12 protein-coding genes and 1 tRNA gene are annotated in these 14080 nt (G+C 19.3%); 7 read left to right on the forward strand and 6 right to left on the reverse strand.

The genetic code is table 11. The features are described from left to right. Positions 1 to 50: 50 nt before the first annotated feature. Positions 51 to 124: transfer RNA gene (locus tag D9V79_RS01360), tRNA-Met, on the reverse strand. A gap of 184 nt (positions 125 to 308) precedes the next feature. Between D9V79_RS01360 and ribE the strand changes: the two genes are divergently transcribed. The 4 genes from ribE to D9V79_RS01380 all read left to right on the forward strand — a co-directional run bounded on the left by ribE (position 309) and on the right by D9V79_RS01380 (position 3148). Then, a complete protein-coding gene (ribE, locus tag D9V79_RS01365) occupies positions 309 to 797 on the forward strand; it encodes a 6,7-dimethyl-8-ribityllumazine synthase (RefSeq protein ID WP_158352178.1) in 489 nt (162 codons plus the stop codon). 63 nt (positions 798 to 860) lie between these two features. Continuing rightward, positions 861 to 1973, forward strand: a complete 1113-nt coding sequence (ribD, locus tag D9V79_RS01370; RefSeq protein WP_158351952.1) for a bifunctional diaminohydroxyphosphoribosylaminopyrimidine deaminase/5-amino-6-(5-phosphoribosylamino)uracil reductase RibD — start codon at positions 861 to 863, stop codon at positions 1971 to 1973. A 58-nt stretch (positions 1974 to 2031) separates the two neighbouring features. Next, positions 2032 to 2451 (forward strand): transcription antitermination factor NusB, encoded by a 420-nt coding sequence (gene nusB / locus D9V79_RS01375; RefSeq protein WP_158351954.1) that lies wholly within the window; start codon positions 2032 to 2034, stop codon positions 2449 to 2451. Positions 2452 to 2857: 406 nt separating this feature from the next. Next, positions 2858 to 3148 carry a TusE/DsrC/DsvC family sulfur relay protein gene (locus D9V79_RS01380; protein ID WP_158351956.1) on the forward strand — a complete coding sequence of 97 codons (291 nt, stop codon included), beginning with the start codon at positions 2858 to 2860 and terminating at the stop codon, positions 3146 to 3148. A gap of 49 nt (positions 3149 to 3197) precedes the next feature. Here the strand turns inward: D9V79_RS01380 and cyoE are convergent, their stop codons facing one another. The 5 genes from cyoE to cyoA form a co-directional block, all read right to left on the reverse strand. Beyond that, positions 3198 to 4058 carry a heme o synthase gene (cyoE, locus tag D9V79_RS01385; RefSeq protein ID WP_158351958.1) on the reverse strand — a complete coding sequence of 287 codons (861 nt, stop codon included), beginning with the start codon at positions 4056 to 4058 and terminating at the stop codon, positions 3198 to 3200. Between the two features lie 10 nt (positions 4059 to 4068). Then, positions 4069 to 4401, reverse strand: coding sequence for a cytochrome o ubiquinol oxidase subunit IV (cyoD, locus tag D9V79_RS01390; RefSeq protein WP_158351960.1), 333 nt, complete (start codon positions 4399 to 4401; stop codon positions 4069 to 4071). Next, positions 4401 to 4988, reverse strand: coding sequence for a cytochrome c oxidase subunit 3 (locus D9V79_RS01395; protein ID WP_158351963.1), 588 nt, complete (start codon positions 4986 to 4988; stop codon positions 4401 to 4403). Before D9V79_RS01395 ends, cyoD begins: the two co-directional genes overlap by 1 nt. A 1-nt stretch (position 4989) precedes the next feature. Beyond that, the gene (cyoB, locus tag D9V79_RS01400) at positions 4990 to 6957 is read right to left on the reverse strand and encodes a cytochrome o ubiquinol oxidase subunit I (protein WP_158351965.1); all 1968 of its coding nucleotides are present in this window, start codon (positions 6955 to 6957) and stop codon (positions 4990 to 4992) included. 83 nt (positions 6958 to 7040) lie between these two features. Beyond that, entirely contained in the window at positions 7041 to 7871 is an 831-nt protein-coding gene (gene cyoA, locus D9V79_RS01405) for a ubiquinol oxidase subunit II (RefSeq protein WP_158351967.1), read from the reverse strand. A 173-nt stretch (positions 7872 to 8044) separates the two neighbouring features. Between cyoA and D9V79_RS01990 the strand changes: the two genes are divergently transcribed. The 3 genes from D9V79_RS01990 (at position 8045) to clpX (ending at position 11014) form a co-directional block, all read left to right on the forward strand. Beyond that, positions 8045 to 8326, forward strand: coding sequence for a BolA family protein (locus D9V79_RS01990; protein ID WP_158351969.1), 282 nt, complete (start codon positions 8045 to 8047; stop codon positions 8324 to 8326). A gap of 732 nt (positions 8327 to 9058) precedes the next feature. Then, positions 9059 to 9691 carry an ATP-dependent Clp endopeptidase proteolytic subunit ClpP gene (gene clpP / locus D9V79_RS01415; protein WP_158351971.1) on the forward strand — a complete coding sequence of 211 codons (633 nt, stop codon included), beginning with the start codon at positions 9059 to 9061 and terminating at the stop codon, positions 9689 to 9691. Between the two features lie 75 nt (positions 9692 to 9766). Then, complete coding sequence (clpX, locus tag D9V79_RS01420) at positions 9767 to 11014, forward strand: ATP-dependent Clp protease ATP-binding subunit ClpX (RefSeq protein WP_158351974.1); 1248 nt, start codon at positions 9767 to 9769, stop codon at positions 11012 to 11014. Positions 11015 to 14080 lie beyond the last annotated feature (3066 nt).

Below are 14080 nucleotides of genomic sequence, written 5' to 3' on the forward strand. Positions count from 1 at the left end.
TTTAAAAAATATAAAAATAATTTTTTATATTTTATTATATACATTTTATTTTGCGGGAGTTGGATTTGAACCAACGACCTTCGGGTTATGAGCCCGACGAGCTACCAATCTGCTCCATCCCGCTATTAATAATAATATAATATTTTTATACAAAAAGCAATACTAAAAAAAAAAAATATATTATTATTTTATAAAAATGTATAAAATAAAATACTTAGTCAAAATTATTATAAAATAATATTAATATATTTAATAATATCAGGATAAATGTCATGAATGATCATAATACATATTTTAATAAAAAAAATATAAAAGTTATCGAAGGAAAAATGATAACACAAAAATCAAAAATAGCAATTATTATTCCAAGATTTAATAATTTTATTAATCAACATTTATTAACAGGTTCTATTGATATATTAACAAGAATTGGAGAAGTATCTAACAAAAATATTACAATTATCAAAGTACCAGGAGCCTATGAAATTCCTGTCATTGCAAATATTATATCTCAGAAACAATATTATCATGGTATTATAGCATTAGGAACCATTATCAAAGGTGAAACAATTCATTTTGAAAATATATCAAATGAAGTAAGTTCTAAATTATCAGATATTAGTATTAAAAATAATATTCCTATTACATTAGGTATATTAATGATTAATAATATTGAACAAGCAATTCATCGATCAGGAACTAAATTAGGAAATAAAGGTAGTGAAGCAGCATTAGCAATATTAGAAATGATAAATGTTATAAAACAATTAAAAAATGAATCATATTATACAAAATAATCAAAGATATAATTGTATAATAAAATTATAATCGTCTTTACATAAATATATAATTGTCTATATATGCGTGATATAAATAAACAAACAGATATATTCTATATGAAAAAAGCTATTCAACTAGCTAAAAAAGGTCAATATACAACTCAATCTAATCCTAATGTTGGTTGTATTATTGTCAAAAATAATAAAATAATTGGTATAGGTTGGCATATTAAACCCAATACAAATCATGCAGAAATAAATGCTTTAAATATGGCAGGAAATTTAGCATATCAAGGCACAGCATATATTTCATTAGAACCCTGTAGCCATTTTGGAAAAACACCACCATGTTGTTATGCACTTGTTCAATCCGGAATAACTAGAATAGTAATCTCTGCTTTAGATCCAAATCCTTGCATTTCAGGAAATGGAATCAAATATTTAAAAAAATCAAATATTAAAATAACAACAGGAATTTTATTAAAACAATCAAAAAAAATCAATTATGGATTTTTTAAACGAATGCAAACCAATATACCTTGGATTCAAATTAAAATGGCTACTTCAATAGATGGTAAAATTGCTATGCATAATGGAGAAAGCAAATGGATTACTTCTCCAAAATCTATACAAGATGTACATAAATTTCGTTTATTAAGTACAGCAATCTTAAGTACTAGTCAAACAATTATGATAGACAACCCTTTACTTACTGCTCGACCACAACAAAAAAACAAAATGAATTACCCCCAACCAATAAGAATTATAATAGACAGTAAAAATAAAATTCAACCTTATCATAAATTTATTAATGAATTAAGTACAATTTGGTTAATAAGAATTAAAAAAGATAATAATTTTTGGCCTAATCATGTAAAACAAATTATACTACCACCATATAAAAATAAAATAAATCTCATAAAACTATTTAATTATTTAGGACAAAAAAATATTAACGCAATATGGATTGAATGCGGAGCAATATTATTTAGTAAATTATTATATTTAAATATTATTGATGAATTAATCATATATATTGCTCCTAAAATGTTAGGACATTTATCTAAACCATTATATATTATGAATAAAAAAATAAGACTACATGAAACTTTACAATTAAAATTTAAAACAATTAAATTTATTGGATCAGATTTAAGAATAATACTTACACCATATAAAAAAATAAATACATAAACAATAATATATTATAGAATATTTACAATACAATTTAATATTACTATATAAAATAACTATGAATATACAAACACGGAAAAAAGCAAGACAATATATTATACAAGCATTATATTCATGGCAAATATCTAAAAATGATATTATAGATATTGAACATCAATATATGAAAAACATTAATCAACAACAAGTCGATATAACTTATTTTCATGAATTAATTACAAAAATAACATTAAAATATCAATATTTAGATAAAATAATTAGTTTATATATTAATAGAAAATTAGAAAAAATAGATCAAATTGAAAAAGCAATATTACGTCTTTCTTTTTATGAAATGATATATAAATTAAATATACCTAACAAAGTATTAATTAATGAAAGTATAGAATTAGCTAAACGTTTTGGATCTAAATATAGTTATAAATTCATTAACGGTGTTTTAGATAAAGCGGTAAATAACATACGATTAAAAAAAAAATAATTTAATCAATTATTATATAATATTTAATATTATTACAAATATATTCAAATATTTATAAATACAATATATTTATAATAATATTAATATATTATACAATAAATTTTTACGAAATATAAAAAAAGATTTAACCAAACTAAAAACAAACATAATTCCATTTTTACAACACACATTATATAGTATTATAAGTATCAAATTAAAAGTTTTTATTTTCATTTTTAAAATCATCATCAATAATATGATAATACTTTACATCAATATTATACAACTCACGATATAAAAAATCTAACACACAATATAAATGTTTTACTTACATTTTGATAAACTATAAACAATTTACAAACATAAAAATATATTTATAATAAATAAATAAATAAAATACTTTAAAAAATTTTAAATAATACAAAATATGAACAATAATAATACCCAACAAAAATGGAATACCAAATATGCTTTAAAAATTGCAAAAAAAGAAAACATTATTATGACAGAAAACCATTGGGAAATTATATATTTAATAAGAAAAATTTATTTTAAATATAATATTAATCCTACAAATCGTATATTATTAAAAATAATAAAAAAAGAAATAGGAAATAATAAAAGTAATAATCTATATTTATTATCACTATTCCCTCATGGTATTATTAAACAAGCAAATAAAATTGCTGGTTTACCAACAAGCACAATATGTTTATAATATATAAATTAAATAATTAAATAATTAAATCATACATCAAAGAATAATTTTAAATATATTGTAAAAAATTTAACATTAAAAAAATATTAAAAATACAAATAATTAAAATAGAAAAATAAAATAATAAACGAAAAAAAAATTTACAATTTTTAAAAAAATAACATAAAAAAGATATACATAACCAAAATATATTCAATAATGATAATACCATAATAAATTTAAAATTTACATATTGAAAGTTGTAAAATAAACAAATTACTAAAGAAAATAATAATATATAAAAAATAATCTCCTTAATTGTTTTTTCAATTCCTTTCTTGACAGAAAAAACTGGTATTTTTGCTTTTTTATAATCTTCATAATACAAAATATAAATAGAATAGGAATGAGGTATTTGCCACAATATAAAAACTGTAAATAATAATATAGATTTTACATCAATACTATTCGATACCGAACAATATCCTACTAAAGGAGGAATTGCTCCAGATAAACTACCTACAATAGTAGAATATATAGTCTTTCTTTTCATATATAAACTATAAATAAAAACATAAATACAAAATCCCATTATAGATAATAATGAAGATAATATATTTACTTTAATAAATAATATACTAAATCCTAATAATAATAACAATATACCATATATTTTAAAATATAAAATAGGAATTGACGATTGTAATAATATTCTACTTCTCGTACGAATCATATATTTATCAATATCAGTATCAATAATATTATTAAATAAACAACCAGACGCAATCACTAATCCTGTTCCAAACACAACATAAAACAAAACATAAATATTAATATATACATATGAAGAAAAAAAACAAAATCCTCCTAATACCGATATTAAATTAGCAATAACAATACCAGGTTTAATTGATAAAAAATAATTTTTCATTATTATTATATTACGAACCACACAAATTATTTTGTAAACCTTTCATAATCCAGATCGAACCTAAAACAATAATACAAATAACTATTATTGAAAAAATTAAAAAAATATAATTCCAATAATATTTTTTAGAAAAATTTAAATGTAAAAAATATTTACAATGCACAAAAATTTGTAATAATAAAGACAATATTAGTACAATAATTAAAATTCTTTTTGAATAACAATAATCTCTTTTCATCACCAAAAAAAAAGGAATAATAGTTAATATTAACGAAATAAAATATCCTAAGATATACATTTTAATACTACTGTTTAATGAATTATAATTATTAATACTATTCATTATATACTTCCTAATAAATATACTATTGTAAAAACAAAAATCCAAATTATATCTAAAAAATGCCAAAACAATCCTAAAGATAAAATACGAACATAAATTAAATATTTCAGATTACATTTTATAATTTGAAAAAATAATCCTATCATCCATAATAATCCTATAATAACATGCATACCATGTAATCCAATTAATGTAAAAAAAGCTGATAAAGAACCATCTTTTTGAGGAGATAATCCTAATCTTATCAAATGATGAAATTCATATAATTCCATAATAACAAAACACAAACCCAAAAAAAAAGTTATTATCATAAAAATATAAACAAATAATATTTTATTATATTTAAAACACAATACTGTAATTCCATAAGTAACAGAACTAAACAATAATAAAAATGTTTCAAAAAAAATAAATTTTAAATTAAAAAATATAGAATATATTATTATATTCTTTGACATTACATAATATACAGCAAACATAGTAGCAAAAAGTATACAATCACTCATTAAATATATCCACAAACCAAACAATTTTTTATCTACAAGATGATTATTGCTTTCTATATTATGAATATTATCTGTATTCATATTAACCCTTATTGTCAATCTCTAAATATTCATCTTCTATTTTTTTAATATCTTTACTTAGTATGTAATAACTATTTTCATACATGGTGTATTTAAAAAAAATAATACATATCAATAAAAGAGATAATAAACTTATCCACCAAATATACCATACCATTGAAAAACCAAACAATAAAGATAAAAATCCTAAAATTATTCCTAAAGAAGTATTTTTTGGCATATGAATATCATGATATACTTTATTCTGATTTGATAATGAACTTATTTGTTTTTTATACCAAAAATCGTCAATACTTACAACAACTGGAATATGTGCAAAATTATAAATTGGAGGAGGAGAAGGAAGAGACCATTCTAATGTTCTACCATCCCAAGGATCTCCACCAGTACGATATATATGTCTATATTTGATAGAAATATACAATTGTATTATTTGACATAATATCCCTATAGAAATAAATATTACTCCTATTAAAGAAATCATTAACATAAAATGAAATCTTGGATCAATGTTTTGACTTAAACGACGAGTCATACCTAATAAACCTAAATAATATAAAGGCATAAAAGCCATAAAAAAACCAAATATCCAAAAATAAAAAGAACGTTTACCCCATTTTTCATCTAATGCAAAACCAAAAAATTTTGGAAACCAATATGTAATCCCTGCAAAACATCCAAATATTACACCACCAATAATAACATTATGAAAATGAGCCACTAAAAATACACTATTATGAAGTACAAAGTCTATAGCTGGAATAGATAATAATACACCTGCCATACCCCCAATGGTAAAAGTTATTAAAAACCCTAAAGTCCATAACATAGCAGAATGCATATGTACACGGCCTTTATACATAGTAAATAACCAATTAAATATTTTTACCCCTGTAGGAATAGCAATAATCATTGTCGTAATTCCAAAAAACGCATTAATATTAGCTCCAGACCCCATAGTAAAAAAATGATGAACCCAAACTATAAATGATAATATAGTAATAGATATTGTAGCCCATACAAGAGATACATAACCAAACAAAGATTTTTTAGAAAATGTGGATACTATTTCTGAAAAAATACCAAAAGCTGGTAATATTAAAATATATACTTCTGGATGACCCCAAATCCATATTAAATTAATATACATCATAGCATTACCACCACAATCATTAGTAAAAAAATGAAATCCTAAATAACGATCTAAACTTAATAATATTAAAGTTAATGTTAAAACTGGAAAAGCAGAAATAATTAAAATATTAGAACATAAAGTTGTCCAAATAAAAACTGGTAATCTAAACATCTTCATACCAGGAGCGCGCATTTTTAAAATAGTAACTATAAAATTAATACCACTTAATGTTGTTCCAATACCTGATATTTGTAAACTCCAAATCCAATAGTCAACTCCTACTCCTGGACTATATTGAATTTCAGAAAGAGGAGGATAAGATAACCATCCAGTTTGTGCAAATTCACCAATCCCTAGAGATATATTCATTAGCAATGCACCACTTGCCGTTAACCAAAAACTTAAATTATTTAAAAATGGAAATGCTACATCTCTAGAACCAATTTGTAAAGGTATAATTAAATTCATTAATGCAATAATTAAAGGCATAGCAACAAAAAAAATCATAATAACACCATGAGCAGTAAATATCTGATCATAATGATGAGGAGGCAAAAAACCCAAATTACCCATAGAAGATAAAAATTGTTGTATACGCATCATTATTGCATCAATAAATCCTCGAAATAACATAATAAATGCTAAAATTAAATACATAACAGAAATTTTTTTATGATCAACTGAAGTCAACCATTCTGACCATAAATACTTCCATTTTTTTAATATCGTAATTTGAAAAATAATAAATAAACTAATTAAAATAATACAAATCACAGTAACTACAATAATAGGTTCATCATACGGAATAGAATAAAACGTTAACTTGCCTAACATTCTCTTAACTTCCTCAAAAAATTTTTAAAATCAATTACAATAATATATAAAACTAAAATTTTATATAATATACATTTAACCAATTATATAGTCCGATTAATTATTCTATCAAATAACCCATTGAAAACAATAGAAAAATATTTTACTGTACAAAATTCATGCGGATTAGATAAAATCATAAATTGTTTAACATTATTTAATTTATCAATGGAATTTTGCAATTTATTCATCCATAAATAAAAAATATTATTATTCGGTACAATAAAAACATTAAATTTCATATTAGAAAAACCTAATCCATTATAATTAGCAGATAAACCATAGTATGTTCCTGGAATATTTGCAATTAAATAAAGTGTTGTCTTCATACCTGGCATAGAATAAATTTGACTACCTAAAACAGGAATAAAAAAAGAACTCATTACAGAATACGAAGTAATATGAAAAATAATTGGAGTATTTATAGGTAATATAATTTCATTAATAGTAATAGTATTATTAGGATATATAAATAACCATTTCCAATCCAATGATACTACATCAATTACAATAGCACGATTAACAGAAGTAATCGGTTTTTTAGGATCTAAAGTATGTGATGACTGCCATGCAATCACGCCAAGAAAAACAATTATCATAATTGGAATAACCCAAATTATTGTTTCAATTTTATTTGAATGAGACCAATTTGGACAATATTCATGTTGAACATTTTTAGCATTATACTTATAAGAAAAAAAAAAAGTCATAAAAATAACAGGTATAACAACTATTAACATAATAAAAAATGAAATAAATATTAATTTATGTTGTGCATATAATATTTTACCTACAGGATACAAAATAGAATCACGATATCCATGCAATAAAAATATTACAATCACTAATATCATACTTTTTAACATCAAACACATTTTTTATATCCTTAAAATATTGTAAATACATTATATATTTTATAAAATACAAATTTTTGAAATAAAATTTAAATTTTAAAATTATTATTCTTGAATTTTAATAAATAGATTGATATCTTGATTAAATAAATAAAATTATTTTTAATAACATACAAATAATAAAAATTTAAATTATGATAAAAACAATACAAAAATATTTCAAACCTAAATATCTGAAAATCTATGATAACAGTGCATATCATAAAATAAAAAATAACAAAAAACATATTGTAATATTTATTGTTAGTAATAAATTTATTAATAAAAACTCATTGCAAAGACAAAAAAAAATGTATTTTATATTATCTAAAAAATTTAAAAATACCATTTATGCAATTTCAATGTATACATATACTACAAAAGAATGGTACAAAAAAAAAATAAAATATATTCCAAATATAATATGTCAAAATTAAATTTAATAAAATAATTAACATGATGCACACAAAATCATAAATATTTTATATTTTTTATAAAAATTAAATATAAATCAATTTTAAAAATAACATATATAAAATTACATTATAAATATTAAATATTCCATCATTGGAAATAAAATATATAAATTATACTAACAAATCATATTATATATCAATAAATATTGAATAACTTATATATTTCTAAAAAACATAAAATAAATAGTAAAAATATCAATTAAATATATTTTAAAAATATGAAAATCGATAAAAATAATATATAATCTATTAAAAATATAAAATATAATTTTAAAATTAATAAATATAATCTATTTATATTATATTTTTATTAAAAATATATTATAAATAAATTATATAAAATAATATTTATACTATAAATAAAATAATATCTAAATATTATTATACAATATACAAAGTAATATTGATATTTATATACTATATAAAAAAAATAAAAAATTTAACCTAAAACTCATAAATACCATTCAAAATAACACATTAAATATTAGTTCTTCTTAATTCTTTTAATACAACACCATTATAATCAAAATAAAATATATTATTAAAAATCATAAATTATATAACCTAATATTGAATTATATAAAATAAATACAATATATTCTTCCATTTTAGAACTATTTATCACAAATTTTATTTAATATATTATATATTATTTATATAATATCATTAAAATTATTTCCAATAAGAATAATTATGTTATATAAAAATAAAAAAATATTTACAAACCCTATAAATTTAATTCCTACAGTTATCGAAAAAACTGAACAAGGAGAACGTGCATACGATATATATTCACGTTTATTACAAGAAAGAATTATTTTTATTACTGGAAACATAGAAGATAATATGTCGAATATTATTATTGCACAAATACTTTTTTTAGAGTCCCAAAATCCTAATAAAGATATATTTCTATATATCAACTCGCCTGGAGGAATCATTACAGCAGGATTATCAATTTATGATACTATGCAATTTGTTACTCCAGATATAAACACTATTTGTGTTGGCCAATCATGTTCAATGGCTGCAATACTATTATGTGCTGGCACGAAAGGTAAAAGATTCTGTTTAAATCATGCTCAAGTTATGATTCATCAACCATTAGGACAATATCAAGGTACAGCATCAGACATTGAGATCCATACATACGAAATTCTAAAAATGAAAAAAAAAATAAATCAAATTATATCTTATCATACTGGACAGGCAATAAAAAAAATTGAACAAGATACAGAACGAGATCATTTTTTAAATGCTCAAGAATCTATAAAATATGGATTAGTAGACTCTATATTGCAATCTAGAAAAACAATAAAATTATAAATATTCACATAACAAACATTATAATAATATGAATTGTAAATACTCAAACATATAATCAATATAGGATAATAATATATGGAAGATAATAAAAAAAACAATAAATTTTCATGTTCATTTTGCCAAAAAAACTATAAAAAAAAAAAAATAATATCAGGACAATCATCAGTATATATATGTAATCAATGCGTACAAATATGTTTTAAAATTATTAATGAAAACAAATTAAATATCAACTATAAAACACAATTAAACAATATACCTAAACCTAAAGAAATACACGAATATCTTAATAAATATATTATAGGTCAACAATCCGCTAAAAAAGTATTATCTGTAGCAGTTTATAATCATTATAAACGTCTTATACATTCATACAATAACAAAAAAAATATTCAACTAGAAAAAAGTAATATATTATTAATTGGGCCTACAGGAAGTGGAAAAACTTTATTAGCAACAACATTAGCAAAGCTACTTAATATTCCTTTTGCTATAGCAGACGCTACATCATTAACTGAAGCAGGTTATGTAGGAGAAGATGTTGAAACTATTATTCAAAAACTGTTGCGTAAATGTAATTATCAAACATCCATAGCAGAAACAGGTATTATATATATTGACGAAATTGATAAAATATCTAAAAAATCTAACAATTTATCTATTACTAGAGATGTTTCAGGTGAAGGAGTACAACAAGCACTATTAAAACTTATAGAAGGTACAGTATCATCTATTCCTATACATGGAACACGAAAACATCCTCAACAAGAATGTTTATATGTCGATACTTCAAAAATATTATTTATATGTGGTGGAACATTTTCTGGTCTAGATAAAATTATTTATCAAAGATTAAAAAACAAAACAAATATTGGATTCAATGCTAAAATTGAAAAAGATAATTTAATGAAAAATCCCAATATTTTCCTTAAACAAGTAGAATCAACAGACTTAATTAAATTTGGATTAATTCCAGAATTTATAGGACGTCTACCAATCATCGTTACATTAGATAATGTTAATGAAAATATGTTATACCAAATATTATCGAAACCTAAAAATGCACTTATTAAACAATACCAACAAATATTCTATTTTGAAAAAATAAAATTAATATTTGAAGACCATGCAATTAAAGAAATTGCAAAAAAAACATTAAAAAATAAAACAGGTGCTCGGGGATTACGAACAATATTAGAAAATATTTTGTTAGATACCATGTATGAGTTACCTTCTATGCAAAACGTAAAAAAAATATTAATTACAAAAAAAACAATTACAAATAATATAAAACCAACAATAACGTATAAAAATAATAAATAAATTTGAATATAAAAACAAATAATATTCATAATAATATAATTATCAACTTTAAATTTGTTTACCAAATAATAAAATTCAATAAATTAATAGAATTTGAAAACATTACACTATATCTCTACAAAAAATGTATGCATATAAACACTTCCAAATATATTAAATAATTACTATTACAAATATAATTGTAACCATAAATATAATTAATAAAATAATATATATATCATATATAATCTATATAAAATTTTGAAACATTTATATATCATCATAATATAATTTTATACTTATTCCTAAACTAAAACATTATGATCGTAAACTTTAAATACATATACAATATATTTTCTATAAAAAAATATATTTTTAATTATACAAAAAATCAATATTACATCTAACAACTCTATAAAATGTTATTATAAAAATTAAAAATAAATTAAATTTATCAATTAAATAATCATCACTATCATAATAATATTATATTAAAAAATACTATATTGTTTAATTAAAATAATTAAAAAATACGAATATGAAAAAAATTTTTTATATAAATTTTGAAATATATATCATAAATTTAATACACCTAACAACATATTCAAATTCTTATCATATATAAATAATGATACTCAAATATCTGATATAATATTTTCAGATTACTATAAAAATTAGATTCAATATCTTAAAATAACTAACTGAAAAACAAGATAAAAATATTTATCTTTAATTTTAAAATCAAAAATATCAAAATACTAAATAAAAATAAAAAATATAAAATAAATAAAAAATAAAATTAAAAAAATTTATTTAAATAAAAAATAAATACTATAAATAAAACATAAAAAATAAAAAAATATAAATAACAAAATAATATATTTATGTATACATAAATATTAACTAAAATATATCATATTATAAAAACCAACAAAATTAAAAAATTTCAATATCAGTATCTACATCATAAAAAAATATAATAAAAAATATATTGATTAAATTATTAAAATTCCATAAAATATAAGAACAAAATTTTAAAAATATTCACATCAAAATAATAATACTAGAACACAATTATTTTAGATAAGTAAAATAAAATAAAAAATTTAAAGTACTTATCTGTACAAATTCGATCAAATAAAATAAATATCCTAAATTTATATATTTTATTTTATAAACCAAAACAGAATACAGAAAAAACTGTCAAAACAACTATATCAAAAAATACTAAAACACATAAAAAATATTACCTAGTATACATAATAAAATATAAATTCAAAAATATTAATAAGAATATATCAGATCTATATTTGAAAAAATATTTACAATATAATAAAATATAGTATAAAAAATTTAATATTTTATTCGATACATAAACCAATATCTTTTATATAAAACATAATTAAATATCCTATTACAATATTATTACAAATATGAAACCTTAAAAATATTAACTTAAATAATTATTCATGAACAATTAAATTCTGTCTTCAAATATTATATTTATTACTACTCTAAATTCCATCAATATCTATTATTATAAAATATAATAAAAATAATATACATTTTTAATTATATTCAATATAAAAAATTATATAACTAAAATTATTTAAAAAACTAAACCCAATATTTTACACAACCTTAAAAAATAAAATCACAATTTTAAAATATATATTCAATATATTACTACCTATTATAATACAAAATCGAAATTGAAAAATTAAAAAAATAAATTACTAAAACATATAACAAAACAAGTAATATAAAATCTTCATTCACCTAATAATAAAAACATGATAATAAATAATACAAACTTAAAAACTTATTTAAAATAAAAAATTAATTATAAAATATTAAAATTATTGATCGAATTGATCTAGTAAAAAATGCAATTAGATAAAAATAAACGATAATCTATGAATAATCGAAATTAAATAAATTCAAAAACAAGAAAACTATTTAATACTGAATCTTTAATTTTATTCATAAAATATAAAAAATAAAAATTAATAATAATACGTTTGCGCAATGCGAAGTTAAATATATAAAATCTAATTTTTTATACAAAATACAAATATATAATATATAAATAACGACAAAAATACACTAAAATAATCTGAATAGTGTCGTTAAACGATTTATATATAATTTATCATTACATTAATATAACATACCCTCCAGTGAAAATATATCTTTAACAATAGTAATGAAATTCAATAATAATATATTAACTATGAAAAATTTAAAAAACATTATTTAAACATCGATAAAAATAAAAAATAATTCTTTCATATCAAACACTCTATAATTTAAAAAAACAAAATCATATCTTGATTAATGTATTTATATACTTAGTTCGAATCATAAAAAATATTTTATTATCTTTAAAACATTATCTTGAAAAATAAAAACAATAAAATATACATATTATATTTTATAAACGATATATCATATTTTATTTACATTTCATAATCTTATTTGTGAACAAATATTTATATAAATAGTTCATAAAATACTAAGTCAATATGTTGAAAAAATATAACAATAAAAAAATTATAATTTTTTACATTTTATTTATTATTATAATTTCTATGATATTTAATAGCATAAATATTTATATTAAAAATAAAAATAATTTTTCTATTTTAAAAATTAATACATCAAAAGACGATTATTAAAAAATACAAAAATGTATATTGCCATGAAAAAATAAAACACATCCAACTATTTAATAAAAATTTTTATTATATTAAAAATAATAAAAAATATATTATCAGAAATTATAAATATATTTTGTCAAAAATAATATATCAAAAAATTTTAAAAAATTATTTTAATTTATTTAATATAAAAATAAATCATAAAATTATGATAAGTAATATTATTAATAGCTCAAAATTTTATGTAAACCATATATTTAATAAAAAATATATTAAATTTATTAATAATAACAATTTAAATAATCAAGAATATATTAATATTATAAAATATAAAATAATAATAAAAAAATAATTAATAATATTCTTTATCATAATTTTATACTTAAAAATGAAAAAAATATATTTTAAAAAATATCACAAAAAATTA

Source organism: Buchnera aphidicola (Stegophylla sp.), assembly GCF_005080785.1.
Classification (GTDB): Bacteria; Pseudomonadota; Gammaproteobacteria; order Enterobacterales; family Enterobacteriaceae; genus Buchnera_L; species Buchnera_L aphidicola_AQ.

Bases quoted from the DNA above. Each gene is read 5' to 3' on its own strand.
- ribD (WP_158351952.1), top strand. From the start codon at position 861: ATGCGTGATATAAATAAACAAACAGATATATTCTATATGAAAAAAGCT.
- nusB (WP_158351954.1), top strand. From the start codon at position 2,032: ATGAATATACAAACACGGAAAAAAGCAAGACAATATATTATACAAGCA.
- D9V79_RS01380 (WP_158351956.1), top strand. From the start codon at position 2,858: ATGAACAATAATAATACCCAACAAAAATGGAATACCAAATATGCTTTA.
- cyoE (WP_158351958.1), bottom strand. From the start codon at position 4,058: ATGAAAAATTATTTTTTATCAATTAAACCTGGTATTGTTATTGCTAAT.
- cyoD (WP_158351960.1), bottom strand. From the start codon at position 4,401: ATGAATAGTATTAATAATTATAATTCATTAAACAGTAGTATTAAAATG.
- D9V79_RS01395 (WP_158351963.1), bottom strand. From the start codon at position 4,988: ATGAATACAGATAATATTCATAATATAGAAAGCAATAATCATCTTGTA.
- cyoB (WP_158351965.1), bottom strand. From the start codon at position 6,957: ATGTTAGGCAAGTTAACGTTTTATTCTATTCCGTATGATGAACCTATT.
- cyoA (WP_158351967.1), bottom strand. From the start codon at position 7,871: ATGTGTTTGATGTTAAAAAGTATGATATTAGTGATTGTAATATTTTTA.
- D9V79_RS01990 (WP_158351969.1), top strand. From the start codon at position 8,045: ATGATAAAAACAATACAAAAATATTTCAAACCTAAATATCTGAAAATC.
- clpP (WP_158351971.1), top strand. From the start codon at position 9,059: ATGTTATATAAAAATAAAAAAATATTTACAAACCCTATAAATTTAATT.
- clpX (WP_158351974.1), top strand. From the start codon at position 9,767: ATGGAAGATAATAAAAAAAACAATAAATTTTCATGTTCATTTTGCCAA.